The organism is Streptomyces sp. R-07, assembly GCF_049913175.1.
In the GTDB taxonomy this organism is placed as follows: Bacteria; Actinomycetota; Actinomycetes; order Streptomycetales; family Streptomycetaceae; genus Streptomyces.
On the sequence record NZ_CP183978.1, the window covers coordinates 5418187 to 5444949 of the forward strand.

Below are 26763 nucleotides of genomic sequence, written 5' to 3' on the forward strand. Positions count from 1 at the left end.
TCGGATGCACCGGATGCATCTGGAAGAGCTCACCCGCAGACTGCGGGCCGGCGGACAGGACCCGACCGCCGAGGACATCGCGGACGCCCTGTGGCTCTCCCGGTGGCTCCCCGGCCCCTCCCCGGAAGGGCCGGGGACCGACCCGCCGCAGGACACGGCGGAAGAGGCCCCCGGCGCCGAGGCGTGCCCAGCCGAGAGCGGGGACCCGGTCCGCCGCGCGGACGAGGCCGCACGGGCGGAGGGGACCCGGCCGGCCGGGCCCGAGGGTGCGGCCCGCGAGTCCGTCTCGCTCCACATGAGGGCCGGAGCCGGCGGCGCGGGCGGCGGAGCGGCCCTCATGGAGCGAGGCGCCACCCTGCCCGTCCGCGCCCCCGGCGCCAACGCCCTGCCCGGGCTCCTCGGCCTGCAGAAGGCCCTCCGCCCGCTCCGCGACTACGCCCTCGCCCCGCACCGGCCCGGCGAGGGCACCCTCGACGAGGAGGCCACCGCCGAGCGCAGCGCCGCCGCCGGCATCCTCACCCCGGTCCTGCGCCCCGCCACCGGCCTCCGCGCCGACATCCAGCTCCTCATGGACACCGGCCCCGCCATGGTCGTCTGGGACCGCATGGTCGAGGAGCTGCGCCAGGCCTGCCAGCAGTCCGGCGCCTTCCGCGACGTCCAGGTGCACCGCCTGTACGACACGGGCGAAGGCCCCCCGCTCGTCACCACCACCTCCGCCTCCGACGGCCGGCCCCGGCTCCGGCCCGTCGACCAGCTCCACGACCCCTCAGGCCGCCGCCTCACCCTCGTCGTCAGCGACTGCGTCGGCCCCCTCTGGCAGCGCGGCGCCGCCCAGCGCTTCCTGCGCCAGTGGCCCCGCCACTCCCCGCTCGCCCTCGTCCAGCCGCTGCCGCCGCGCCTCTGGCCGCGCACCGCGCTCCCCGCCGAACCCGGCACCTTCCAGCGCTCCGCGGCCCCCGGCGGCCACACCGCCTTCCGCTCCGACGACGAGCCCTGGGGGCCCCTCGCCCCCGGCCGCCGGGCCGTCCCCGTGCTCACCCCCACCCCCGAGGCCTTCGCCTCCTGGACCCGGCTCCACACCGGCCACGGCGGCAACGCCGTCCGCGGCTGGGCCGCCTGGCTCGACCCCGAACCGGCCGGGCCGCGCACGCCCAGGACCCCCCGGGCCCCGCGGAGCGAGGAGGAACTCCTGCGCGCCTTCCGGGCGGGCGCCTCCCCGGGGGCGCTCCGGCTCGCCGTCCACCTCGCGGCGGCCCCGCTGACCCTGCCCGTCATGCAGCTCGTCCAGCGCGCCATGCTGCCCGACACCGGCCCCATGGAGCTGGCCGAGGTCCTGCTCAGCGGGCTCCTGCGGCGACTGCCCGGCCCCACCCCGTACCCCTGCTTCAGCTATCCGCCCGGCATCCAGCAGCACTTCCTGGGCTCGCTCGACCCGAGCGCCGCCGCCCTCGTCCTCAAACACTGCTCCGCCTACGTGGAGCGCAATTTCGGCCAGGGCATGCGGAACTTCCCGGCGCTCGCCGCCGCCCGTCTGGCCGGCACCCAGACCGGTACGGGAAGCGGCGCGGGCGCGGGCCCCGACTCCGGCGGACGGGGTACGGGGAGGGCAGCGGGCCCGCCCGAAGACACCGACGAACCCCTCGGGCCCGAGGGCGCCGAGACCGAGCTGTTCGCGCGCATCCCCGCGCGCGTGCTCCGCTTCTACCACCCCGACCTCATCACCCCCGACCCGCTCACCGAGGCCCGCCGCCTGCTGGAACAGGGCCGCGGCCAGTCCGACCCCGCCCTCCTCGCCGGCGCCCGCGAGCGCGCCGAGGCGGCGCTCCCCGCCGAACCCGTCGAGGCCCGGATCGTCCTCGCCCGCGCCCTCCACGCCGAGGCGGGCACCGCCGCCGCCCGCCGCTCCGAGCGGCGCCGGGAACTCCTCACGCGGGCCGCCGACACCCTCGCGCACGCCGGGGAACTGGCCCGGCCCGGCGACGAGGCATGGGCCGAGGCGCGGCTCGAACTCGCCGTCGTCCACCACGCGCTGTGGCGCGACACCGACGAGCCCGGCCACCTCGAAGCCGCCCTCGACGCCCTCGCCGGGGACGCCGACCGCTGGCCCGAGACCGCCCGCCACACCCTCCACCTGCGCCGGGGCCGACTGCTCCTGGCCCGCGGCGACGGCGCCGCGGCCGCCGGGGAGCTCACCGCCGCCCTCACCCTCCGGGAGAGCGCCGCCGCCCTCCTCGACCTCGCCGACGCCCTCCACCTCGCCGAGGCCGGACCCGACCGCATCGAGCCCGTGCTCGACCGCGCGGAACCCCTCCTCGGCGACGGCCGCGCCCTGCGGCTGCGCTTCACCACCGCCCGCGCCCGCCTGTACGACACGGCCGGGGACGGGGCCGCCGCCGACGCGGCCTACGAGGAGGCCACCCTGCTCGCCCCCGCCGACAGCGAGCAGCGCGGCCGGACCCTGCTGGCCTGGGGCGGATCGCTGCTCCGACGCGCCGCGGCCGGCACCGGCACCGAACCCGTCGACCGGGCCGAAGGCGTACTGCGCGAGGCCCTCACCCGGCTGCCCGCCGGCGCGCCCGAGCGGGCCAGGGCGCGGACCCTGATCGGCAGCGTCCTCGCCCTCCGCTTCCACCGCGCCGGCTTCCTGCCCGACCTCTTCGAGAGCCGCCACCTGCTGGAGCAGGCGCTCAGGGGCACCGACGACCCGGGGGACCGCGCCGGGATCTGGCTGCAACTGGGACGGGTGCGCCTGGAGTTGGCCGAATCCGCTCGGGACGGCGTGCTCGGCGACGCGCTCACCGCCTACTGGAACGCCGCGGAGGACTCCCGTACGGCCGACGGCGAGGCCCCGGGCACGGTCACCGGCGCCCGCGCGCTGCACGCCCAGGGGGCGGTGCTGCTGCTGATGGGCCGTCCGGAGCGGGCGCGGTCGGTGCTGCTCGCCGCGACCGAGCGGTGGCGTCGGCTCACGGGGGAGCTGGTGGAGGTCGACTGGGGAGACGTGGAACGGACCCGGGCGCTGCTCGCGGGGGTGGAGAGCGCCGGGGGGAGGAACGGCGAGCCGCTCACGTCCGACGAGCGCCGCCGCGTCACGCCTCCGTGGTGGTCCTGGACGGCTGGATAACGGGGGCGCACATGGGGGCAGTTGAATCGAATGGGTTTCCGGTCTCGTGGGGTCGGGAAGAACCGCCGCACTGCTACGACCGTGGGGGACAACGTCGGTGAGGAGGAGCCGAGAGTGTGCGAGCGCACGGGGTGGGCGACCGGTGTCGGCCGGGTTGCCGTCATGTCTTCGCAGCTGCCCGATTTCGCGGCCGTCGACCTGCGGACCTTGCGGGTCATGGACGACGCCGCCCTCGGGGCGGCGGTGGAGAGAGTGCTGCTCCGCTCCTCGGATCTCGTCGAGTCCTGGGTCGAGGACGAGTTCGTCGGCTGAAGGCCGGGCGCACACGCGGAAGGCCGGAGCGGGGCGATCGTTTTCGGCCGTATCGACGCCCGGCCGTCCCTCGACCCCCGGGCTGCCGGGCGCACCGTTCGTCGCCCCGCCAGTCGTCCCGTCCGGCGTACCGTTCGTCGCCCCGCCAGTCGTCCCGTCCGGCGACCCGCTCGTCGCCCCGCCAGTCGTCCTGTCCGGCGCACCGCTACTAGTCCTCCTGCCCGTCGCCCCGCGCTTCGCCCCGCCCGGCGGCCGGTCGCGTCTCCGGAGCCGGGAGTGATCGCCGCCCCGCCCGACCCGGCGGTCCTCGCCGCTCTCGCCACCACGCGCCCCGGACCGGCCGGGGCGTCCTTTCTGCGGTCCGGGCTGCACGCCCGCCGGCTGCTCCTGCTCAAGACCCTCCTGGTGCGGGTCCAGCGCCACCGCGAGACCGTGGCGCCCGAGGCGCTGCGCCGCTTCGAGGCGGGCTGGCTCCTGCTCGAACGGGCCGAGGGCGCCCGCCCGGACGTCGTGCGCGCCGTCCTCGACTACCCGACCACCGGGACCTGGCTCGCCGCCGCGCTCACCGAGCCGCCCGGAGCCGGCCTCGACCGCCACCTCGCCCATCTCGAACTGCTCGCCGTCACCGCCGCCCTGCGCGCCGGACTGTCCGTGGACCTGGTGGTCGAGGCCCCCGGCGGGGTGCTCCCCTTCCCCGGGCTCGGCCGGGTCGAGGCGGGCGGCGCGGGGCGGGTCCGGATCGACGCCCGCTCGCGCTCGGTACGGATCGGGCGCGGGGACGGTACGGGCTCCCGCGCCGTGCTCCGCCGCCGCGCGCACGGCTCCGGGGTGACGCTGACGGGCAGCGGTCCCGGCTGGCGCGGGCTGTGCGCACTGCCCGGCGGCGTGACCCGTCTGGAGGACCTCGACCCGTACCGGCTGCCGCCGGGCATGGGCATGCCGGCCCGGGCCGCGGCCGACCGCGCCGACACCGTCCACACGGGCTGGGCCGGCAGCTGGACCGCCGCCCGCGGCCTGCTGCGCGCGACCGACCGGGCCCGGGCCGTCGAGGTGTGCCGCACGGTGGACGCCGTCGTGCCGCTCGTCCCGCTCGGAACGCGCTCCATCGGGGCCACGCTGAGCGCCGCCCCCGGGGCCATCCTCATGACGCCCGCCACCGGTGCCCCCGACATGGCCGAGACCCTCGTCCACGAGCTGCACCACAGCAAGCTCGCCACGCTCCACGAGCTGGTCCCGCTCCACCGGCCCCACCCGCCGGACCGGGCGGCCCCCACGTACCGGGTCGGCTGGCGCAGGGACCTCCGCCCGGTCGCCGGCGTCCTCCAGGGCGCCTACGCCCACCTGGCGCTCGCCGACCTGTGGCACCGGGCCGTCAGGGCCCCCCGCGCCTCCGGCGTGCCCGGACCGTGGCGCATCCAGTCCGCACGACAGTTCGACCATGTCCACGATCAGGTGGCCGAAGCCCTTGCGGTCCTGCTTGAATCCGATGAACTGACCAATGAGGGAAGGGAGTTCGTCCGGCAAATGAGGCAGCACCATGCGAGCCTCGGCTCCGGCCGGCGAGTCCTTGGGTAACACTGTGCCCACGGCACATGACACTGCGTTGCGCGCGAGCGGGACGGGAGATGCACACATGGCGGAACAGCGGTCGGGCGGCGCCACGGCGGACGGTGGCAGGGCCGCTCCCGAACACGTCCTCGTCGTCTTCCCCGGCTACCACCGGCCGTGGGCGGCCTGGATCAACCAGCGCCTCGACACCCACGGCGTCCGTGCCACCCTGCAACGCTGGGACCCGCCCCGCGAGGTCCCCCTGGAGGACTCCCTCGGCGACCTCCTCCTCGCCCGCGGCCAGGTCCTCCTCGTCCTCGACGACTGGTTCTTCGAACTGGGCCCCCGGCCCGCCGGCGAGTGGAACGACGTCCTGCGCAGCTTCGTCGCGCTCCACGCCGACCGCTTCGCCGCCGTCAACCTCACCAACCGCACCCTGCTCCCGGCCACCGCCGTCCTCGAACCCGTCAGCCTCTGGGGCGTCGGCGAGGAGGAGGCCGAGGCCCGGCTCCTCGGCAGGCTCGGCATCGAACCCCGCCGTTCCCCCGCCCGGCGGATCTCGCAGGCGGCCCTCGTCCGCTACCCCGACACCCCGCCGGACATCTGGGGCGAGATCCCGCGCCGCAACCCGCGCTTCACCGGCCGCGACGAGCTCCTCACCGAGCTGCAGCAACGGCTCATGGACGCCGAGCGCGGCAACGCCGCGTACACCCTCCTCGGCATGTCCGGCATCGGAAAGACCCAGATCGCCGCCGAGTACGCCCACCGCTTCAGCTCCGACTACGACGTCATCTGGTGGGTCAGCTCCGACGACCGGAACGTCCAGCGCGACCGCCTCGGCGAACTCGCCGTCGCCCTCGGCCTGTCCACCGGCAGCGAGCCCGGCGAACGCATCCGCGCCGTGCGCGAAGCCCTCCGCCGCGGCGAACCGCACGGCCGCTGGCTCGTCGTCTTCGACGGCTGGGACGACATCGAGGGCGTCAACGTCATGCTCCCGCACGGCACCGGCCACGTCCTCATCACCTCCCGCAACCACGGCTGGCGCGAACACACCGACGTGCTCCCGGTCCGCAACTTCGACCGCGCGGAATCCACCGCCTACCTCATGCGCCGGGCCCCGCACATCACCGCCGCCGAGGCCGACGAGGTCGCCGCCGAGTTCGGAGACGTACCCCTGCCCCTCGTCCAGGCCGCCGCCTGGCTCGGCGAGTCCGGCATGGAGGCCGCCGAGTACCTGCGCATGGTCCGCGAAGGCCGGCTCTCCACCGTCGACGAGCCGAGCACCGGCGAGGGAATGCCCAACACCTCCCTCACCTCCTGGTCGATACTGATCAACCGGCTCCGGCGCGCCCAGCCCCAGGCCATCGACATCCTGAGCCTCTGCGCCTCCTTCGCCCCCGGCCGCATCCCCCTCGGCATCGTCCGGGCCCACCCGCAGGCCCCCCTCCCCGAGGACCTGCGGTGGATGGCCACCGACCTGCCCGCCTGGTCCCGGGCCCTCGACACCCTCGTCAACTACTCGGTGCTCACCCGGGAGACCCGCGGCCCCGTCACCAGCGAGGAGGCCGCACCCCAGCAGGAGTCGGTCCACATGCACCGGCTGGTCCACGACATCGTCTCCCGGCTCACCGACGGCGAGCACCGCGACGCCCACCGCAAGGCCGTCCGCACCCTCCTCGCCGAGGCCGACCCCGGGAACCCGACCGACAGCAGGAACTGGCCCCGCTACTCCGAGCTCCTGCCCCACCTGGAGCCCTCCGGGGCGCTCCGCAGCACCGACCCGCGCATCCAGACCGCCGTCCTCAACTGCCTGCGCTACTGCGACCGCAGCGGCGAGTACAAGGCGGGCACCCGCCTCGCCGAACGCATCCGCGGCAGCTGGACCGGCTTCATGGACCCCCTCTCCGCGCCCATGCAGGAACTCACCACCCTGGAAGGCGACATCCTGCGCCGCAGCGGCGGCTTCCGCGAGGCGTACGAACTCGACCTCGCCCGCCGCACCCTGCTCGCCGCGGCCGATCACCCCGACGAGCTCGGCGACCTCCAGTCCAAGATCTGCATCGCCCGCGACCTGCGCTTCCTCGGCCAGTACAAGGAATCCGAACGGCTCCAGCGCGAGGTCCTCGCCGAGGCGCAGAGCCTCCTCGGCGAGACCCAGCAGCTCACCCTCGCCGCCCGCCACAACGTCGGCGTCGTCCTGCGGATGCTCGGCCGCTACCAGGAGGCGTACGAGCAGGACGCCGACACCCTCGCCCGCTGCGAGAACATCCTGCGCCCCCACCACCCCTCCACCCTCAACTCCAACAACGCCGTCGCCCAGGACCTCCGGCTGCTCGGCCGCTACCGCGAGGCCCTCGGCCGCCAGGAGGCCAACGTCCGCCTCCACGTGAAGATCCTCGGCGCCCAGCACCTCCAGACCCTCTACGCGCGCAGCCAGCTCGCCCTCTGCCGACGCCGCGAAGGCGGCTTCAAGGAGGACATCGGCGCCGTCATGGCCGGGGTCCTCGACCACCTCGAACAGGCCCAGGGACGCGGCCACTACGTCACGCTCTCGGCCGTCACCAACTACGCCAACTACCTGCGCGAGCACGGCGACCTCGACCGAGCCCGCGAACTCATCAACGAGGCCGAGGCCGGCTACCGCTCCCTGCTCGGCCCCGCCCACCCCGTGTCCACCGGCGTCCTCGCCAACACCGCCCTCGTCATGCAGGCGGCCGGCGAACGCACCGAGGCCATGACCATGCTGGAGGCGGCGCTCGCCGGACTCACCGCCGCCCTCGGCCCCGACCACCCCTGGGTCCTCGGCTGCGCCCTCAACGCCACCGCCGCCCGCAACTTCAACGGGCGCGTGTCCGACGCCGCCGAACTCAGCCGGGACACCCTGCGCCGGGCCCGGCACGTCATGGGCCCCGAGCACCCCCTGACCCTCTCCTGCCAGGTCTCGCTCGCCACCGACCTGCGCGGCCTGCGCGAGGTCGAGGAGGCCGGGAAGCTGGAGGAGGACGCCCTCCTCACCCTCACCCGGACCCTCGGCGCCCAGCACCCGCACACCCTGTCGGCACGCCAGCGGAACCGCCCGTACTGGGACTTCGAGGCCAACCTCTGACCGACCGGGAGAACGCCGGAGGCCCGGCACCCCGAGTGGGGTGCCGGGCCTCCTTCCGTACGCGTACGGGACAGCGGATCAGGCGTCGAAGACCTCGTTGACCAGCTGCTGCTGCTCCGCCTGGTGGCGCTTGGCCGAGCCGACCGCCGGGGAGGAGGAGTGCGGACGCGAGATCCGGCGCAGGCGCTCGCCCGCCGGGATGTCCGCGCCGACCGCCAGGTCCAGGTGGTCGATCAGGTTGAGCGCGATGAACGGCCAGGCACCCTGGTTCGCCGGCTCCTCCTGCGCCCAGATGTACTTCGCGGCGTTCGGGTACTTGGCGATCTCGGCCTGCAGCTCGGCACCCGGCAGCGGGTACAGGCGCTCCAGACGGATGATCGCGGTCTCCGTGTCACCGCGCTTCTGACGCTCGGCCTCCAGGTCGTAGTAGACCTTGCCGGCGCAGAAGACGACCTTGCGGACGTCGGCGGGGTTCGCCGTCGCGTCGCCGATCACCGGGCGGAAGCCGCCGGTGGTGAACTCCTCCACCTTGGACGCCGCGGCCTTCAGACGCAGCATCGACTTCGGGGTGAAGACGATGAGCGGCTTGTGGTGCGGGTTGTGGACCTGCCAGCGCAGCAGGTGGAAGTAGTTCGACGGCAGCGTCGGCATGGCGACCGTCATGTTGTCCTGGGCGCACATCTGGAGGAAGCGCTCCGGGCGCGCGGACGAGTGGTCCGGGCCCTGGCCCTCGTAGCCGTGCGGCAGGAGCAGCGTGACGCCGGAGGTCTGGCCCCACTTCTGCTCGGCCGAGGAGATGAACTCGTCGACGACGGTCTGCGCGCCGTTGACGAAGTCACCGAACTGGGCCTCCCAGATGACCAGGGCGTCCGGGCGCTCCAGCGAGTACCCGTACTCGAAGCCCATCGCCGCGTACTCGCTGAGCAGCGAGTCGTAGACGTTGTAGTGGGCCTGCTCGTCGGTCAGGTAGAGCAGCGGGGTGTAGTCCTCGCCGGTCTCCTGGTCGACCAGGACCGCGTGACGCTGGCCGAAGGTGCCGCGGCGGGAGTCCTGGCCGGACAGCCGGACCGGGGTGCCCTCCATCAGCAGGGAGCCGATGGCGAGGGTCTCGCCGAAGCCCCAGTCGATGGTGCCGTCGTCGATGGAGGCGGCACGGCGCTGCATCTGCGGCAGCAGACGCGGGTGGACCGTGATCCGCTCCGGGACGCTGACCTGCGACTCGGCGATCCGCTTCACGACCTCCTGGGAGACCGCGGTGGTGACGCCGACCGGGAAGGTGGCCTTGGCGTCCGGGACGGTCGTCGTCGCCGGGGCGGCGGTGGCCTCGCGGACCTCCGCGAACACCTTCTCCAGCTGGCCCTGGAAGTCCTGGAGCGCCTGCTCCGCCTCTTCGAGGGTGATGTCGCCGCGACCGATGAGCGACTCGGTGTACAGCTTGCGCACCGAACGCTTCTTGTCGATCAGGTTGTACATCTGCGGGTTGGTGAACTGCGGGTTGTCGCCCTCGTTGTGACCGCGGCGGCGGTAGCAGATGAGGTCGATCACGACGTCCTTGTTGAACGTCTGGCGGAACTCGAAGGCGAGCCGCGCGACGCGGACCACGGCCTCCGGGTCGTCGCCGTTCACGTGGAAGATCGGCGCCTCGATCATGCGGGCCACGTCGGTCGCGTACATCGAGGAACGCGAGGACTCCGGGGCGGCGGTGAAGCCGACCTGGTTGTTGATGACGATGTGGACCGTGCCGCCGGTGCGGTAGCCCCGCAGCTGCGACATGTTCAGCGTCTCGGCGACGACACCCTGGCCGGCGAAGGCCGCGTCACCGTGCAGGGCGACGGGCAGGACGGTGAAGTCCGTGCCGCCCTTGTTGATGACGTCCTGCTTGGCGCGGACGATGCCTTCCAGGACCGGGTCGACCGCCTCCAGGTGCGAGGGGTTCGCGGCGAGGGAGACCTTGATCTGCTCGCCGTCGAGGCCGGTGAAGGTGCCCTCGGCGCCCAGGTGGTACTTCACGTCGCCGGAGCCGTGCATCGACTTCGGGTCGAGGTTGCCCTCGAACTCGCGGAAGATCTGCGCGTACGACTTGCCGACGATGTTCGCCAGGACGTTCAGCCGGCCGCGGTGGGCCATGCCGATGACGACCTCGTCGAGGCGCGACTCGGCGGCCGAGTCGATGACCGCGTCGAGCAGCGGGATGACGGACTCGCCGCCCTCCAGGGAGAAGCGCTTCTGGCCGACGTACTTCGTCTGCAGGAAGGTCTCGAAGGCCTCCGCCGCGTTCAGCCGGCGCAGGATCCGCAGCTGCTCCTCGCGCTCCACGCGGGAGTGCGGGCGCTCGACGCGGTCCTGGATCCACTTGCGCTGCTTCGGGTCCTGGATGTGCATGAACTCGACGCCGGTGGTGCGGCAGTACGAGTCGCGGAGAACGCCGAGGATGTCGCGGAGCTTCATCATCGACTTGCCGGCGAAGCCGCCGACCGCGAACTCCCGCTCCAGGTCCCACAGGGTGAGGCCGTGCTCGGTGATGTCCAGGTCGGGGTGCTTGCGCTGCTTGTACTCCAGCGGGTCGGTGTCGGCCATGACGTGGCCGCGGACCCGGTAGGAGTGGATGAGCTCGAAGACGCGCGCGGCCTTGGTGACGTCGTCGTCGTGCGAGGCGTCGATGTCCTTGAGCCAGCGGACCGGCTCGTAGGGGATGCGCAGGGCCTTGAAGATCTCGTCGTAGAAGCCCTCCTCGCCGAGGAGGAAGTTCGCCACGATCCGCAGGAACTCGCCGGAGGCGGCGCCCTGGATGACGCGGTGGTCGTACGTCGAGGTCAGGGTCATGACCTTGGAGATGCCCAGCTTGTTCAGGGTGTCCTGGGAGGTGCCCTGGAACTCGGCCGGGTAGTCCATCGAGCCGACGCCCATGATGACCGACTGTCCGGGCATCAGACGCGGCACGGAGTGGACGGTGCCGAGGCCGCCGGGGTTGGTCAGGGAGACCGTGACGCCGGTGAAGTCGTCCATCGACAGCTTGCCCACGCGGGCGCGCTTGACGATGTCCTCGTAGGCCTGCCAGAACTCGAAGAAGTTGAGCGTCTCGGCCTTCTTGATGCCCGCGACGACGAGCTGGCGGTCGCCGTTGGGCTTGACCAGGTCGATCGCGAGGCCGAAGTTCACGTGCTCCGGCTTGACCAGGGTCGGCTTGCCGTCCTTCTCCGCGAAGGAGTAGTTCATCGACGGCATGGCCTTGATCGCCTGCACCATCGCGTAGCCGATGAGGTGCGTGAAGGAGATCTTCCCGCCCCGGGCGCGCTTCAGGTGGTTGTTGATCACGATCCGGTTGTCGAAGAGCAGCTTCACCGGGACGGCGCGGACGGACGTGGCCGTCGGCACCTCCAGGGAGGCGTTCATGTTCTTCGCGACCGCGGCGGCGGGGCCGCGCAGCGTGATCAGCTCGGGGCCGGCGGGGGCCGCGGCGGCCGGAGCGGCCGGGGCGGCCTTGACCGGCGCCGGAGCGGCGGCGGCGGGCTTCGCGGCGACCGGCGCGGGGGCCGCGGCCGGCTTCACGGGGGCCGGGGCCGCGACCGGGGCGGGCGCGGGGGCCGGAACGGCCGCCGGAGCGGCAGGCGCGGCCTGTGCGGGGCCCGCCTGCGTCGAGGCGGGCACGCCCTGAGCGCTCGGTGTGGTGGTGGGGGCCGCGGCGGCCGGGGTCTCCGACGCGCCGGGCTTGTAGTCGGCGAAGAAGTCCCACCAGGCACGATCGACCGAATTCGGGTCCTGGAGGTACTGCTGGTAGATCTCGTCGACGAGCCACTCATTGGCACCGAAGGCGGTTGCAGGGTTCTTGCCCTGCCCGTCCTGGTCGGTCGGGGAGCTCGGGGTACTGGGGGACTGAGACGACACGGCGGCAACCGCCCTCTTCCGCTTCACAAGGTGATGGACAGCGGAAATAAAGGCTACGCCTGTCCGGCCGAGAGGTGCAGGCCAGGCACTCCAACGTCGCGCAAGTCACACTTGACGCGGTGTTTCGACGCCGTGAATGGCGGGAAACAACCGTGGTTCCGCAGGTGTGAGGGTACGGAAAAGTGCGGGCACGGCCCGCTTCGGCCGCATCCCTGACCGCGCCCCGCTCACGTGCACGCAGGTCCTGATCACGTACACGCAGAACGTGCGCTTCCGGTTCGAACCCTACGTCAATCTCTCGGCGGAAGGCTGCCCGGAAGAGTGACTCTGATGCGGCAGCCACGTGACGATTCGGCCACTCCGATCCCGCCGCCGTGCAGATCCACCGCCCACCGGGCGATCGCAAGACCCAGGCCCGTGCCGCCGTCGCTGCCCGGGCCCTGCCGGTCCGGGGCCGAGCCCCGGTTGAACCGCTCGAAGACCTTGTGCCGCTCCGACTCCGGGATGCCGGGACCCTCGTCCTCGACCTCCAGCTCCAGCGAGTCCGGATACGGGCCGCGCCGGGCCCGGACCGTGACCCGGCCGTGCGGCGGGGAGTGCTTCACCGCGTTGTCGATCAGGTTCGCCATCACCTGGTGCAGCCGCTCCGCGTCCGCGTGCGCGACCAGCTCGGGCGGCGACACGTCCAGATGCAGATGCACGTCCGTACGGCGGTGCAGCCCCGAGGTGGACGAGAGGCCGCGCTGGGACGCGGCGAGATTCGCCTCCCGGAGCACCCCCGACAGATACGGCCAGACCTCGAAACGGCTCGCCCTGAGCGCGACGACACCGTTGTCAAGACGTGACAGGTCCAACAGCGTCTCGACGAGCCGGCCGAGCCGCTCCGTCTGCTTCAGCGCGGAGCGCATGGTCTCCGGATCGGCCTCGGACACCCCGTCCACCACGTTCTCCAGGACGGCCCGGAGCGCGGCGATCGGCGTGCGCAGCTCGTGCGAGACATTGGCCACCAGCTCCTTGCGGTGCCGGTCGACGGCCTCCAGGTCGTCCGCCATGCGGTTGATCGTCGAGGCGAGGTCGCCCAGCTCGTCCCGCCGGTCCGCGCCCCGCACCCGGCGGCTGAAGTCCCCGCGCGAGATCGACCCGGCCACCGTGTTCATCTCGTCCAGCGGAGCCGTCAGGGACTGCGCCACGAACTGCGTGATCAGCAGGGTCGCGATCATCGCGAAGATCGTGATGTACCGGAACTCGGTGGACGTGCGGATCGCGACCAGGGCCAGGCAGGAGGTCAGCAGGACCGCCCCGACGACCAGGGCGCCCAGCTTGGTCTTGATCGAGATCACGATCCGGCGGGGCCGGTGCGGCCCCGGTCCCACGTGCGGCCTCCCTGGCCCCGGCCGGTTCACGACGCCGGGGTCTCCAGCGCGTAGCCGACGCCGTGGACCGTACGGATCCGCTCGGCCCCGATCTTCCGGCGCAGCGCCTTGATGTGGCTGTCCACGGTGCGGGTGCCCGAGGCGTCCGCCCAGTCCCACACCTCGGCGAGCAGCTGCTCGCGGGAGAGGACCGCGCGGGGGGTGCTCGCCAGGCAGACCAGCAGGTCGAACTCGGTGGGGGTCAGGTGCACGTCCTCCGCGCGGACCCGGACCCGGCGCTGCGCGTGGTCGATCTCCAGCTCGCCCAGGCGCAGGATCCCGCTGCGCGGGGTGACGGCCGCGAGCGCGGCCCGCTCGACCCGGCGCAGCAGCACGTGCACCCGGGCGGCCAGCTCGCGCATCGAGAACGGCTTGGTCATGTAGTCGTCCGCGCCGACGCCGAGGCCGACCAGCATGTCGGTCTCGTCGTCGCGGGCGGTCAGCATGAGGACCGGGACGGGACGCTGGGCCTGGACCCTGCGGCACACCTCCAGGCCGTCGAAACCGGGCAGCATCACGTCCAGGACCATCAGGTCGGGCTGCCAGGCCTCGGCGGCGTCGACGGCCGCCGGACCGTCCGTCGCGGTCTGGACGAGGAAGCCCTCGGCGCGCAGCCGCGCGGAGATCGCCTCCACGATCGTGGCGTCGTCCTCGACCACCAGGACGCGCCGCTGGGCCCCCGGAGTGGCCGCCGCACCGTGGTGAGTGGTGTGTGTCTGCTCCATTGCCCCGCCTCGCGTCGCCGATGTCGGCTCAGCAGCCTAGAGGTACCGGCGGCGTCCAGGCTATCCAGGAGCTACCTGGGACGGGCGGCGAGGTGGACCACGTCGGGGACGCCCCGGGCAACGGGGATCTCTTCCGTCCGTACCCCGCTGAATCCGGCATTCCGCAAGGACCCTTCGAAATCGGCGGACGGCCGCGCGGACCACACGGCGAGGATTCCGCCCGGGTTCAGGCGGGCCGCGCAGGACGCCAATCCCTCGGCCGAGTAAAGGGATTCGTTGTCCTCGGTGACCGTCCAGTCGGGGCCGTTGTCGATGTCGAGACAGAGGGCGTCGTAGGTGTCGGTGGTGGTGCGGAGGTAGTCCACGAGGTCCGTGTGCAGGATCACGGTCCTCGGATCGGCGAGCGCGGCCCCGGAGATCGCCGCGAGCGGCCCCTTCCGGTGCCAGTCGATGATCGCCTCCTCGCGCTCGGCGACCGTGATCCGGCCCCAGCGGGGGTCGGCGGCGGCGTGGGCGAGGGAGAAACCGACACCGAGGCCGCCGACGAGGACGGCGGCGCCGGGACGGGACTCCTCGGGGAGGGCGGCCAGGGCCGCGTCGATCAGCAGCCGCTCGGAGCGCCCGTCGGAGGTGTCCATCAGGAAGGTGCCGTTGGCGATGATCTCGTAGTGCTCGGCACGGCGGCGGAGCACCACTTCGCCGTACGGTCCTTCGCGGCGGTCGAGGGTGACGGGGCTGTTCATGAACACTCCGTTGTCTCGTGTGCGTACGGTCCGTCCCGGCCATCCTTACGGGGCCGGGACGGCCGGGACAAACACTTAACGAGCCTCACGGACACGGGGCTTCAGGGGAGCGGACGGCAGCGGTCCCGCTCACGGGGCGGTCGGCGGACCGCCTTCCGGGAGGGCGGCGAAGACGCGCTGGAGGGCGGGCGGGCGCTCGCCGTCGCCCGCGACGACCAGGCGGTGGCGGTACGTCACGTAGTACTGGAATCCGTCCGGGACCGGGCTGCCCGTGGGGCGCTCCGGGACCAGGGCGAAGGCGGGGTCCTCCAGGGCGGCCCGCAGTTCCGCGGCCTCGGCGGGGGTCTGCTTGCCGGTCCGGGGCGGCTTGGTGCCGGAGCGGCTGGTCCAGCTGCCGTCGTAGTGGACGACGAGCTGGTTGCGGACTCCGGCGAGCCCGCCGTTGACGACCACCTCGACGAGGACCTCGCCCGGCTGGGGGTCCGCCGCCGGGGTGCCGGGGTCCGTCGTGGGGCTCGGTACGGCCGGCGCGCTCGTGCTCGACCGCGGCCCGCCGGGCGCGGACGGCACGCCCGGGCCGCAGCCGCTCACCCCGGCGACCAGGGCCCCCGCGAGCAGTAGGGTCCCGCACCACGTCCTCGTCACCCGTACGCCTCGCACCATGGGTCGAGCATGCCCCGTCCGGGGGCCCGCGCGCAGCCGGACGGCCGGGTTTCCCCCGTTCAGTGACCCTCGGGTCCCGTGCGGACGATTCCGGTGACCGGTCCCCGGTAGCGCCAGTCCAGCGAGTCGTACAGGGCGAGGCCGTCCGTGGTCGCGGCCAGCACGCCGGTCTCCGCGCCCGCCTGGGCGGCGGCGGCCTCCAGGGTGCGCATGACGTTGGCGCCGAGGCCCCGGCGCCGGTGCGCGGGGTCGGTCTCGATCTGGTCGGCGACGGCGGTGGAGCCGGTCGGGGCGATCTGGCCGCGCGCGGCGAGGGTGCCGTCGGGGGCGAGTATCCGGACCCGGATGACGCCGTCCTCGACCTCGGTGGTCCGGGCGTAGCCCTCGGGCGGCGCGGGGCGGGCGCCCGGGTCCAGCGGCTTGACCATCATGAAGCCCGGGTCGTCGGGGACCGTCCACCCCTCGGTGATCCAGGGCGCCACCTCCTCCGGGCCCGCCATCACCTTGAGCCAGCTGTACGGGGCGGTCAGCCGGGCGCAGAGCGCGCCGACGGAGTCCGCGTCGGGGGCGGGCAGGACGTGCCGTACGACGTGCCGGGGCAGGCCGACCTCGATCCGGTGGCCCCAGGGCTCGGCGACGGCGGCGGGGGTGCCCCGGGAGACGGTCCAGCCCGCCACCCAGGCTGATGTAATGGCTGCAATATCCATGGAGGTATTACATCGGTCGGTCGTGGGGGCGCGCGAGGGTGATCGCTCAGAGCGAACGAGCGCCTGGGAACATTCCACCGCTCACAAGCATTGAGTCCGTACAGCTCAACTTGACTGCCGAAGGGGAGATCATGGCTTCTGAGTCCATGGCGTCTGTGCCGCTCACTCTGCCTGTGCTGCCGCTCGACGACGAGGTCGTGCTGCCCGGAATGGTGGTGCCGCTCGACCTGTCCGACAACGACGTACGGGCCGCCGTCGAGGCCGCCCAGGCCGCCGCCCGCACCGCAGCGGGCAAGCCCCGCGTGCTCCTCGTGCCGCGGGTCGACGGAACCTACGCCGGCACCGGCGTCCTGGGCATCGTCGAGCAGGTCGGGCGCCTGTCCGACGGCGACCCCGGCGCGCTCATCCGCGGCCTCGGCCGCGTCCGCATCGGCGCCGGCACCACCGGCCCCGGCGCCGCCCTGTGGGTCGAGGGCAGCACCGTCGAGGAGGCCCTGCCCGACCCGCTGCCCGGCTCCGTGACCGAACTGGTCAAGGAGTACAAGGCGCTGGCCACCAGCTGGCTCAAGAAGCGCGGCGCCTGGCAGGTCGTCGACCGCGTCCAGCAGATCGACGGCGTCGGCGCCCTCGCCGACAACTCCGGATACTCGCCCTTCCTCAGCGTCGACCAGAAGGTCGAACTCCTGGAGACCGCCGACCCGGTCGCCCGCCTCAAGCTCGCCACCGCCCAGCTCCGCGAGCACCTCGCCGAGCAGGACGTCGCCGAGACCATCGCCAAGGACGTCCAGGAGGGCGTCGACAAGCAGCAGCGCGAGTTCCTGCTCCGCCGCCAGCTCGAAGCCGTCCGCAAGGAACTCCGCGACCTCAACGGCGAGACCGAGGGCGACGAGTCCGACGACTACCGCGCCCGCGTGGAGGCCGCCGACCTGCCCGAGAAGGTCCGGGAGGCCGCCCTCAAGGAGGTCGAGAAGCTGGAGCGGTCCAGCGACCAGTCCCCCGAGGGCTCCTGGATCCGCACCTGGCTGGACACCGTCCTCGAACTGCCCTGGAACGAGCGGACCGAGGACCGGTACGACATCCGGGGCGCCCGCGCCGTCCTCGACGCCGAGCACGCCGGCCTCGACGACGTGAAGGAACGCATCACCGAGTACCTCGCGGTGCGCAAGCGCCGCTCCGAGCGCGGCCTCGGCGTCGTCGGCGGCCGCCGCGGCGGAGCCGTCCTCGCCCTCGTCGGCCCGCCCGGCGTCGGCAAGACGTCGATCGCGGAATCGGTGGCCCACGCCATGGGCCGGAAGTTCGTCCGGGTCGCCCTCGGCGGCGTGCGCGACGAGGCGGAGATCCGCGGCCACCGGCGCACGTACGTCGGCGCCCTGCCCGGCCGGATCGTCCGCGCCGTCAAGGAGGCCGGGTCCATGAACCCGGTGGTCCTGCTCGACGAGATCGACAAGGTGGGCTCCGACTTCCGCGGCGACCCCGCGGCGGCGCTCCTCGAAGTCCTCGACCCCGCGCAGAACCACACCTTCCGCGACCACTACCTGGAGGTCGAACTCGACCTCTCCGACGTCGTCTTCCTCGCCACGGCCAACGTCCTCGAAGCCATCCCCGAGGCGCTCCTCGACCGCATGGAGCTGGTGCGCCTCGACGGCTACACGGAGGACGAGAAGGTCGTCATCGCCCGCGACCACCTGCTCCCGCGCCAGCTGGAGCGGGCCGGTCTGGAGCCGGGCGAGGTCGTCCTGGAGGAGTCCGCGCTGCGGAAGCTGGCCGGCGAGTACACCCGCGAGGCCGGCGTCCGCACCCTGGAGCGGTCGATCGCCCGGCTGCTCCGGAAGGTCGCGGCCCAGCACGAACTGGGAGACCGCGAGCTGCCGTTCAGCATCGGGTCCGACGGCCTGCGGGAGCTCATCGGGCGGCCGCACCACGTGCCGGAGTCGGCCCAGGATCCGGCGGAGCGGCGGACGGCCGTGCCGGGCGTGGCCACCGGGCTCGCGGTGACCGGAGCGGGCGGCGACGTCCTCTTCGTGGAGGCCTCCCTCGCCGACCCGGAGACGGGCGCCGCCGGACTGACCCTCACCGGCCAGCTGGGTGACGTGATGAAGGAGTCCGCGCAGATCGCGCTCTCCTTCCTCCGCTCGCACGGCGCGGAGCTGGAGCTGCCCGTCACCGGCCTCAAGGACCGGGGCGTGCACATCCACTTCCCGGCCGGCGCGGTCCCGAAGGACGGGCCGAGCGCGGGCGTCACGATGACGACCGCCCTCGCCTCCCTGCTGAGCGGCCGGCTGGTCCGTACGGACGTGGCCATGACCGGCGAGGTCTCCCTCACCGGGCGGGTGCTGCCGATCGGCGGCGTGAAGCAGAAGCTGCTCGCCGCGCACCGGGCGGGCATCACGACGGTCGTGATCCCCAAGCGGAACGAGGCCGACCTGGACGACGTCCCGGCCGAGATCCTGGAGAAGCTGGAGGTCCACCCGGTGACGGACGTCCGCCAGGTCCTGGAGATCGCCCTCGCCCCGGCGGTGGTGCCGGTGGACGTGGCCGCGTAACCTCCCACGCCGGAGCGGGGTGTCCCCTCGGGGCACCCCGCTCCGGCGTACCCGGATCTCGGTTCTCGGATGTCGGTCCGGGCTGGCATGCTCGTACGCATGAACGACGACGCCTTCTGGGCTCTCATCGACGAGTTGAGCCGCCGGCCCGGTGACCGGGACGAGCGCCTCGAGTGGCTGCGGGCGGAGCTGGTGCGGCGCCCGGCGGCCGAGAGTGTGGAGTTCCAGGTGCGTCTCGAGCGGGCGTGCGAGAGAGCCGACACCCGCGCGGTGTGGACGGCGGCGAACCGGATCGAGGGCGGCGACTGCACGGACGACGGCTTCCACTACTTCACGCTCTGGCTGGTCGGCCAGGGGCGGAAGGTGTACGAGTCGGTCGTGGCCGACCCGGACGCCCTCGCCGACGTGCCCGGGCTGCGCGCGCTCGTGGGCCGGCACCACGACGAGTGGCACGACGACGAGTGGCCCGAATGGGAGGAGCTCGACTACGTCGCGCAGGACGCGTACGACGAGCTGACGGGCCAGGAGGACGACGACGGCGAGGAGTTCCTCGACGCCGTCGAGGAGGCGGAGGACGCCGCGGAGGCGGCGGGGGAGTGGGAAGAGGACGAGGAGCCGCGGGGGTCTCGGCCGGAGGGGTTGGCACTGCCCCGGCTCACCGCCCTCTTCCCGCTCGGGACGTCCGGCCCCTAGAGGGCCCCTTCCCAGGAACCTCCCCGGGGCCTCCCAGGGGCTTCCGGGAGGTTCCTGAGGGCTTCCTGGGAGCTTCCTAGGAGGCGGACGAGTTGCGGCGGCGGCGGCCCAGGAGCAGGCTGCCCGCCGCGAAGACGGCGAGGGCGCCCGCGCCCGCGAGGGCCGTCGGCAGCGGCGAGGAAGGGGCCTCGGCGGTCTCGGCGGAGAGGGCCGGGGGCTGCTCGTCGCCGCCGTGGCCCGCGTGGCTCACGGTGGACAGCTCGGCGCCCGCCGCGATCTTCGCCTCGCTCGGCGCCTGGGCCTGCGTCCCGGTCCCCGTCGCCGTCGCCGTCGCCGTCGCCGTCGCGGTCGCCGTGCCGCCGAAGGTGACGTCCGAGCAGCTGTAGAAGGCCTCGGGGCTGTCGTTGCGCTGCCACACCTTGTAGACGATGTGGCGGCCGGTGCGGGCCGGGAAGGTGCCCGTGAAGTTGTAGTAGCCGTCGGTCGCGGTGCGGGCGGTGTCGTGGACGGCGACGGGGGTCGGGTCCAGGTCCGACCACTTCAGGGGCTGGGTCGGGTCGAAGCCGGCCTTGGTGATGTAGACGGTCATCGTGCCCGAGTGCGGGGCCGTCACCCGGAACTTGAAGTCGAAGGAGCCGGCGGCCACGGCCGTCGCCGGCCAGTCGGTGCGCGCCCAGTCCAGGGCCCGGTACTTCTCGCGGTTCGCCGAGCAGAGCTTGCCGTCCGGGATGAGGGCCTGGTGCTGCCCGGCGGCGTTGGCGATGTTGACCTCGTTCCAGTCGTAGAGCGGCTGGGTGCCGGAGTCGGCGACGAGGTCCTTGCACACCTGCGACTTGGGCGTCTCGGGGCCTTCGGCGTAGCAGGCAGCGATCCGGCTCACGGGGTTGAAGACGGCCCCGTGGGCGCTCGCGGTGGCGGGGGTGAGGGTGACCAGGGCCGCGGCGGCGGACAGGGCTGCGACGCCGGTGGCGGTACGGCGGGAGGACGGCATGCGGGGGCTCTCTCTCGTGCGTGGGGGAGTACGGGGTGAGCAACGCGCTGCGGACGCACGGGAGTTGGATGCCGGGCGACCGGCGTAGAGCGTCGCATTGGTCCATACCAATGGGCAAGGGGCGGGAACGAAAAAGCGGCCCGCCGGGGTGCCGCCGCACACCCGGAGGGCCGCCGTGGAACGCGGCGGGGTCAGCCGTTCGCGAGTGCCTGCACTCGCGAGTAGTCCCCGTTGAAGTGGTTGTGGTCGCCGACCGTCGGGCCGGAGGAGGTGTACTGCCAGATCGTGTAGTACGACCAGCCGGCCGGGAGTTCGCCGACCTCGGTGGCGTACCGCGCGATCCACAGGGGGTTGGTGGAGGCGAAGGCCGCGGAGTTGCCGGTGCACTGCTTCCACCAGCTCGTGGCCGTGTAGATCACCGGGTCGCGGCCCGTCCGGTAGCGGTACCGGTTCACGAAGTCCTGGATCCACGCGACCATCCCGGACGCCGTCTTGCCGTAGCAGGTCGCGCCGTACGGGTTCCACTCGATGTCGAGCACGCCCGGCAGGGTCTTGCCGTCCCTCGACCAGCCGCCGCCGTTGTTGACGAAGTAGTCGGCCTGGGCCGCTCCGGTCGTCGTGTCCGGGGTGGCGAAGTGGTACGTGCCGCGGATCATGCCGACGTTGTAGGAGCCGGTGTACTGCTGGGTGAAGTACGTGTTCTTGTAGTACGTGCCTTCCGTCGCCTTGACGTAGGCCCACTTGACCCCGCTGTTCCACAGCGTGGACCAGGCCACGTTGCCGTTGTGGCTGGAGACGTCGACGCCTTCCGTCTGGACGGCCAGGGTCGAGACGCCTCCGGGCCTGGCGCCCTGGCCGTCGTGCGCGATCACGCCCATGCCCATGTAGGCGGAGCCGCGCGCGGGGGTCGCCTTCAGGGCGCCGGCGTCCTCGGCGGCGGTGGCGGTGCCGGAGAGGCCGAGGGGGAGGAGGAGGGCCAGGGTCGCGAGGGCGGCGCCGGCGAGGGTCGTTCCGGATCTGTGCACACGCATTGCGTGCCTCCGAAAGGCTCGGTGGGGAGCGGTGGCGGCAGACGGCATGACAAGGCCTGGAATGGACATGTCATTCAGGGCTGCCGGGGAAGACGCTACGCACGTAGACCCGCCCGGCGGAAGGGGGCCTGGTTGCCGCCGTTGGTCTACGCCTGCGAAATACTGAAGGAGCTGCGGCGATGGACGCCGCCGGAAGAAACTTTCAGCGATCGGAAAGCGCGCGGGAGGTGCTGACGTGCACGGAAGCAGTACGGGAAATGAAGGCCGGGTCACCGCCGGAGGTGGTGTGGACCAGGAATTCCTCGCCCTCGAACGGGAACTGGCGGTCTTCCTGCGCCGCGCCCGAGCCCAGTCAGGGGAGATGGCGCGCGAGGTCCACCCCGAACTGGAGCCCGCCGCCTACGGCCTCTTCGTACGCCTCGACGACGCCGGACCCCAGCGAGCCACCGAGCTCGCCGGATACTTCGGCGTCGGCAAGGCCACCATGAGCCGCCAGCTCCGCGCCCTGGAGGACCTCGGGCTCGTCGCCCGCGACCCCGACCCCGCCGACGGCCGCGCCTCGCTCGTCCGCCTCACCGAGGAGGGCCGCGACCGCTTCCGCAGCGTCCGCGACGCCCGGCGCGAACGCTACGTCCGCAAACTCGCCGACTGGGACCGCGCCGAGGTCGCCGAACTCGCCCGCCTCCTGAACCACTTCAACGTCCGCTCGGAGGGCTAGGGCCTGTCTTGCGCGAGGCGCGCCGCTCAGCGGTCCCGCAGCTCGGCGTAGACCGCCGTCGCGTCGTCGTGGAGCTTCCAGCGGCGCAAACCGCCCGCGTGCGCGTCCGCCGTCTCGAGGGCCCGCACGCGGCGGAGCAGGCCGGCCGGGCCCTCCTCGCGCAGCACGCCGAAGCAGTCCGTCCAGTCGCCCGCGCCGAACAGCTCCACCCAGCGGCTCGCCCCGTCCGTGAGCGCCGCCAGGGCCCGCACCTCCGCACGCGGGCTCGTCCCCGTCACCGCCCGCTCCGCGACCGCCGGGTCCGCCGCCGCGGTGAAGAAGCCGCCCTCCCGGTTCCGCAGCCGGTCCGTCGCCTCCAGGGAGCGCAGCACCTCGTCCGGCACCCGGTCCAGCCGGTCGTCGAGCACGGCCCGCACCGTCCCGTCCGGGCCCTCCAGGAGGAGGACGGAGTCGGAGAGGACGAGGTGCTCGACCGACTCCTCGTCCCAGCGGGCGAGCACCACGGTCGCCTGAGGCGTTCGCACGTGAGAAAGGTCACAGGTGTCACGGTGGGCGTCCGCGGTGCGCCGGATTGCCGACGACAGGATCTCGGACAGGGGCATGTCCCGGCGGGAACCGGACAGTTCGGTCAAAGCCCCGCCCAGTCGCGCAGTGAACCACGGGACCGTGTGCACACAACCGTCATCACCGGCGGGGGGTGTGACGCCGTCGAGCAGAACGACCGTCCCCCCGCTCCCCGACGCGGGCAGAGCGGCGGCCACCCAGTCCTCGTCGGGGCGTTCGGGGCTGCCGGGAAGAGAGGCGACTTCGCTGCGCATGCCATCCAGTGTGCCCGCCCCCGCGTATTCCCCGGCGAACTCCTTCACGGGACCTGCAAATGACCGGAAAAGGCCTGTACCAACCCGGCGGATGCGGCGCGAGAGGCGGAAGGGCCACCTCCGGGGAGCTGCGGGCGGGCATCCTGCCAAAGCCCGCCCGGAAGATCCAACCGGCGCCCCGTACGGGCCCTCGGCGCCCGTCTCCGGAAGTTGTTAGCCAACTACTGAGTGTTGTTCACTCGTTCGGGTGGCGGAGCGGCCGATGCCCGTCCCCCTGCCGTAAGCGCTGGAATGGTCGGAAGCCGTACCAGGGGTGGGGGCGCTCCATGTGACCGATCGTCACCTCTGCTTCATCGGCGGACGAATCAAGAATGCGAGCACCGGTGCAGAAGAAGCGGCCTCGGAGCAAGAACGGCACGCAGAGCCAGACCCCCGGTGAGCCGCAGGCCCCCGCCGGCCGGCCCAAGCGCGTCCGCAACCGGCTGGTCGCCGGCGTCGCCCTCGTCGGCGTCACCGTCCTCGCCGCCGGAGCCCCCGCGATCCTCGCCGCCTCCGCCGAGCTCACCGAGTCCCAGCGCCTGGTCACCCTCGCCGAACTCGACCGGCAGGCCGTCACCCTCGCCCACTCCCTCGCCGACGAGCGCGACGAGGTCGTCGCGTACATCGCCGCGGGACGCGACAGCCAGACCGGCGACGCCAAGCACAAGCGGCAGATCACCGACGCGCGGTCCACCCGGGTCGATCGCCAGATCGACGAGATCCGGCCCGCCGCCCCCACCGAACTCCGCCGCGAACTCGCCGGGGTCCCCTCCGTCCGCCGCACCGCCCTCACCGGCAAGGGCACGGCCCTGGAGGCCCACAAGGCGTACTCGGACGTCATCGCCAAGCTTCAGGCCCTCGCCGACGAACTCGCCGACAAGACCCCGGCCCGCGCCTCCGACGCCGCCCTGACGGAGGCCACCCGCGCCCCCGCCGCCCTCGGCCGCGCCGTCGACCAGGCCTCCGCCACCCGCGGCCTGCTCCTCGCCGCGCTCTCCGTGCCGCAGCCCGAACCCAGCGGGGACGTCCACTACGACCCCCAGACCGGCACCTACGTCGCCGACGTGCCCGAGGGCGCCGCCGAGGCCGAACGGGCCCGCGACAGCGTCACCGCCGCCGCCCAGCAGGCCCGCGTCCGTGAACTCGCCGCCCTCGGCGACTTCGACCAGGCCGCCGGAGCCACCGCCCGCGACTCCCTCGCGGCCACCGTCACCGGCCCCGACGTCAAGAGCGCCGAGCTCGCGCTCGCCGCCCTCACCGACCAGCCCAAGCTGACCGAGGCCGAGCGCGGCACGGACCCGGCCGGCCTGGAGTCCGCCCTCTCCGCCCGTATCGAGCAGATGCGCGGCGTCGAGTCCGCCCTCGCCACCGAGCGGGTCGAACGCCTCGGCGCGCTCCGCGACGACGACGTCACCGCCCTCGAACTGCGCATCGCCTTCCTCGGCGGCTGCCTCCTCGTCGCGATCGGCATCTCCACCTACGTCGCCCGCACCCTCACCCGGCCGCTCGCCGTGCTCCGCATCGGCGCCGCCCGGCTCGCCGCCGCCCCCGAGCCGCACACCGAGGAAGCGGTCCGCTTCACCGGCCGCAACGACGAGTTCGCACAGGTCGTCCGCTCCCTCAACGCCCTGCACGGCAAGCTCTCCGGCCTCGCCGCGCACACCGAGCGCCTCACCGACGAGCGCGCCGAGCTGGCCGACGCCAAGGACGCCGTCGGTGCAGAACTCGCCGCCCAGCGCGCCGAGCTCCAGGGCCGGGTCGCCCTCCTCACCGCCGACCTCGAACGGCTGAGGAACTCGGTCCACCACACCTTCGTCAACCTCTCGCTGCGCAGCCTCGGGCTCGTCGAGCGGCAGCTCGGCGTCATCGAGAAGCTGGAGGAGCGCGAGCAGGACCCGGACCGCCTCGCGACCCTCTTCAAGCTCGACCACATGGCGACCGTCATGCGCCGCCACAGCGAGAACCTCCTCGTCCTCGCCGGCCACGAGCACGTCCACGGCCACGCCGGGCCCGTCCCGCTCGTCGACGTGCTGCGCGCCGCCGTCAGCGAGATCGAGCGGTACGAGCGGGTCACCATCCAGGCCCTGCCGCCGCACGCCCAGGTCGCCGGCTTCGCCGCGGACGACCTGAGCCACCTGGTCGCGGAACTCCTGGAGAACGCCACCTCCTTCTCGCCGCCCGACGCCGAGGTCCAGCTCTCCGGCTGGCTCCTGGAGAGCGGCGAGGTGATGCTCTCCGTGCAGGACGCGGGCATCGGCATGACCGCCACCCGGTCCGCCGAGCTCAACGCGCGCCTCGCCGAGGCCGACCCGGAGGCCTTCGAGGGCGAGGGGCTCGGCATGCGGGTCATCGCCCTGCTCGCCGCCCGCCACGGGGTGCGCGTCGAGCTGCGCGAGCAGAAGCCGGGCGGCACGGCGGCCGTCGTGGTGCTGCCGCTGCCCCTGCTGCCCACCACCCCGCCGACGGCCGTGACGGAGCCCGTACGCGTCGCGGGCACGGCGCCGGCCATCCAGCTGCCCGGCTCGGTCGCGGAGGCCAACTCCAACACCCTGCCGTCCAGGACCCGCGACCCGCTCGTGGAGGCGGCGGAGGCCGCGTTCCTGGCGGCGGAGACGGAGCAGGCGCGGGAGCCGGAGGCGCCGTACGCCCCCACGCCGGAACCTTCGTACGCCCCGGAGCCGGAGGCGCCGTACGTCCCCGAGCCGGAAACCTCGTACGCCCCGGAGTCCGCGCAGGAGCCGGAGGCGCCGTACGCCCCCGAGCCGGAGGCGTACGCGTCCCGGCCGGAAGTCCAGGACGAGCCCGCCCCCCTCGGGGAGTCCGTCTCCGAGACCACGCTCCAGGTCCGGCTGCCCGACCCGCCGCCGGAGCCGGACACCCACGAGCGCGCCGCCGACGGCGAGGACGCGGCCCCTGTCGAGGCGGCCGCCGCCGCCGAGGTTCCCGGCCCGCGCCCCGCGCAGTGGGAGCGGGTCACCGACAAGGGCCTGCCCAAGCGGACCCCGCAGGTGGTCCGCCAGCCCGCCGCCGCCACGCCCCGCCAGGGCGGCGTGGACGCGGAGGCCCTGCGCCGCCGGCTCGGCGGCTTCCACCAGGGCGCCAAGGCCGGGCGCCGGGACGTGGAGGCGGAGCTGGACACGGCGCGCATAGAAGCCACGAGGACTGCACGTACAGAGGAGATGACGGGGGACACAGTCGAGGAGGCACGCAGTTGACCGCGACGGGAACGTTCGGACTGAGCACGGAAGCCCGCAACCTGCAATGGCTGCTGGGGAATCTGGTGGAGGAGGTCCCGGGTGTCCGCTCGGTGGCCGTCGTCTCCTCCGACGGCCTGATGCTGCTCTCGTCGGACCCGGCCACACAGCCGGCCACGACGGTCGCCGCCGACGCCGGCCGACCCGACGGGCCGCGCGGCTCCAGCGCCGACCTGGCCACGATCGTCTCCGGCATCGGCAGCCTCACCATCGGCGCCGCCCGCCTGATGGACGGCGGCGGGGTCAAGCAGACGATGGTGGCGATGGAGGAGGGCAGCGTCTTCGTCATGTCGATCAGCGACGGCTCGCTGCTCGGCGTGCACGCCGAGCCCGACTGCGACATGAGCGTCGTGGCGTACCACATGGCGCTCTTCGTGGGCCGCGCCGGTCACGTACTCACCCCCGAAGTCCGCAGCGAACTGCGCAGATCGATGGAGAGCACCCAGTGACC

At 73.3% G+C, this 26763-nt stretch carries 18 protein-coding genes; 9 read left to right on the plus strand and 9 right to left on the minus strand.

Features of this window, described 5'->3' with window-relative positions; genetic code table 11:
- Positions 1 to 13: 13 nt before the first annotated feature.
- The 4 genes from ACN9M0_RS25080 (at position 14) to fxsT (ending at position 8090) form a co-directional block, all read left to right on the plus strand.
- Positions 14 to 3124: an SAV_2336 N-terminal domain-related protein gene (locus ACN9M0_RS25080; RefSeq protein WP_426404262.1), complete on the plus strand. Its 3111-nt coding sequence runs from the start codon at positions 14 to 16 to the stop codon at positions 3122 to 3124.
- A gap of 162 nt (positions 3125 to 3286) precedes the next feature.
- Positions 3287 to 3436, plus strand: a complete 150-nt coding sequence (locus tag ACN9M0_RS25085; RefSeq protein WP_366040018.1) for a hypothetical protein — start codon at positions 3287 to 3289, stop codon at positions 3434 to 3436.
- A gap of 276 nt (positions 3437 to 3712) precedes the next feature.
- Entirely contained in the window at positions 3713 to 5011 is a 1299-nt protein-coding gene (locus ACN9M0_RS25090; protein WP_366040017.1) for an HEXXH motif domain-containing protein, read from the plus strand.
- A 58-nt stretch (positions 5012 to 5069) separates the two neighbouring features.
- On the plus strand, positions 5070 to 8090 hold the full coding sequence (fxsT, locus tag ACN9M0_RS25095) for an FxSxx-COOH system tetratricopeptide repeat protein (RefSeq protein ID WP_399696094.1): 3021 nt from the start codon (positions 5070 to 5072) through the stop codon (positions 8088 to 8090).
- A gap of 78 nt (positions 8091 to 8168) precedes the next feature.
- On the opposite strand, the gene ACN9M0_RS25100 is transcribed toward fxsT, so the two are convergent.
- The 6 genes from ACN9M0_RS25100 to ACN9M0_RS25125 all read right to left on the minus strand — a co-directional run bounded on the left by ACN9M0_RS25100 (position 8169) and on the right by ACN9M0_RS25125 (position 16225).
- Positions 8169 to 11975: a multifunctional oxoglutarate decarboxylase/oxoglutarate dehydrogenase thiamine pyrophosphate-binding subunit/dihydrolipoyllysine-residue succinyltransferase subunit gene (locus ACN9M0_RS25100; protein ID WP_399696093.1), complete on the minus strand. Its 3807-nt coding sequence runs from the start codon at positions 11973 to 11975 to the stop codon at positions 8169 to 8171.
- A 290-nt stretch (positions 11976 to 12265) separates the two neighbouring features.
- Positions 12266 to 13378 carry a HAMP domain-containing sensor histidine kinase gene (locus ACN9M0_RS25105; protein ID WP_399696092.1) on the minus strand — a complete coding sequence of 371 codons (1113 nt, stop codon included), beginning with the start codon at positions 13376 to 13378 and terminating at the stop codon, positions 12266 to 12268.
- Positions 13375 to 14112 (minus strand): response regulator transcription factor, encoded by a 738-nt coding sequence (locus ACN9M0_RS25110; protein WP_366040013.1) that lies wholly within the window; start codon positions 14110 to 14112, stop codon positions 13375 to 13377. Before ACN9M0_RS25110 ends, ACN9M0_RS25105 begins: the two co-directional genes overlap by 4 nt.
- Positions 14113 to 14183: 71 nt before the next feature.
- Positions 14184 to 14855: a spermidine synthase gene (locus tag ACN9M0_RS25115; protein WP_366040012.1), complete on the minus strand. Its 672-nt coding sequence runs from the start codon at positions 14853 to 14855 to the stop codon at positions 14184 to 14186.
- Positions 14856 to 14984: 129 nt separating this feature from the next.
- Positions 14985 to 15518: a hypothetical protein gene (locus ACN9M0_RS25120; protein ID WP_399696091.1), complete on the minus strand. Its 534-nt coding sequence runs from the start codon at positions 15516 to 15518 to the stop codon at positions 14985 to 14987.
- Positions 15519 to 15577: 59 nt separating this feature from the next.
- On the minus strand, positions 15578 to 16225 hold the full coding sequence (locus tag ACN9M0_RS25125) for a GNAT family N-acetyltransferase (protein ID WP_366040010.1): 648 nt from the start codon (positions 16223 to 16225) through the stop codon (positions 15578 to 15580).
- 131 nt (positions 16226 to 16356) lie between these two features.
- On the opposite strand from ACN9M0_RS25125, the gene lon reads away from it, so the two are divergent.
- Together lon and ACN9M0_RS25135 are read left to right on the plus strand one after the other, a co-directional pair.
- Complete coding sequence (gene lon / locus ACN9M0_RS25130; RefSeq protein ID WP_426404263.1) at positions 16357 to 18768, plus strand: endopeptidase La; 2412 nt, start codon at positions 16357 to 16359, stop codon at positions 18766 to 18768.
- Positions 18769 to 18867: 99 nt separating this feature from the next.
- On the plus strand, positions 18868 to 19461 hold the full coding sequence (locus ACN9M0_RS25135; protein ID WP_366040008.1) for a DUF4240 domain-containing protein: 594 nt from the start codon (positions 18868 to 18870) through the stop codon (positions 19459 to 19461).
- Positions 19462 to 19537: 76 nt separating this feature from the next.
- On the opposite strand, the gene ACN9M0_RS25140 is transcribed toward ACN9M0_RS25135, so the two are convergent.
- Together ACN9M0_RS25140 and ACN9M0_RS25145 are read right to left on the minus strand one after the other, a co-directional pair.
- The gene (locus tag ACN9M0_RS25140; protein ID WP_399696089.1) at positions 19538 to 20452 is read right to left on the minus strand and encodes a lytic polysaccharide monooxygenase auxiliary activity family 9 protein; all 915 of its coding nucleotides are present in this window, start codon (positions 20450 to 20452) and stop codon (positions 19538 to 19540) included.
- A 191-nt stretch (positions 20453 to 20643) separates the two neighbouring features.
- Positions 20644 to 21483, minus strand: a complete 840-nt coding sequence (locus ACN9M0_RS25145) for a lysozyme (protein WP_366040006.1) — start codon at positions 21481 to 21483, stop codon at positions 20644 to 20646.
- A 235-nt stretch (positions 21484 to 21718) separates the two neighbouring features.
- On the opposite strand from ACN9M0_RS25145, the gene ACN9M0_RS25150 reads away from it, so the two are divergent.
- Positions 21719 to 22201, plus strand: a complete 483-nt coding sequence (locus ACN9M0_RS25150) for a MarR family winged helix-turn-helix transcriptional regulator (RefSeq protein ID WP_366040005.1) — start codon at positions 21719 to 21721, stop codon at positions 22199 to 22201.
- A gap of 26 nt (positions 22202 to 22227) precedes the next feature.
- Here ACN9M0_RS25150 and ACN9M0_RS25155 read toward each other — a convergent pair whose 3' ends face one another.
- The gene (locus tag ACN9M0_RS25155) at positions 22228 to 23019 is read right to left on the minus strand and encodes a hypothetical protein (RefSeq protein ID WP_366040004.1); all 792 of its coding nucleotides are present in this window, start codon (positions 23017 to 23019) and stop codon (positions 22228 to 22230) included.
- A gap of 371 nt (positions 23020 to 23390) precedes the next feature.
- Here ACN9M0_RS25155 and ACN9M0_RS25160 point away from each other — a divergent pair, with 371 nt between their 5' ends.
- Together ACN9M0_RS25160 and ACN9M0_RS25165 are read left to right on the plus strand one after the other, a co-directional pair.
- A complete protein-coding gene (locus ACN9M0_RS25160) occupies positions 23391 to 26273 on the plus strand; it encodes a nitrate- and nitrite sensing domain-containing protein (RefSeq protein ID WP_426404264.1) in 2883 nt (960 codons plus the stop codon).
- On the plus strand, positions 26270 to 26761 hold the full coding sequence (locus ACN9M0_RS25165; protein ID WP_366040002.1) for a roadblock/LC7 domain-containing protein: 492 nt from the start codon (positions 26270 to 26272) through the stop codon (positions 26759 to 26761). Before ACN9M0_RS25160 ends, ACN9M0_RS25165 begins: the two co-directional genes overlap by 4 nt.
- The last annotated feature ends 2 nt before the right edge of the window (positions 26762 to 26763 follow it).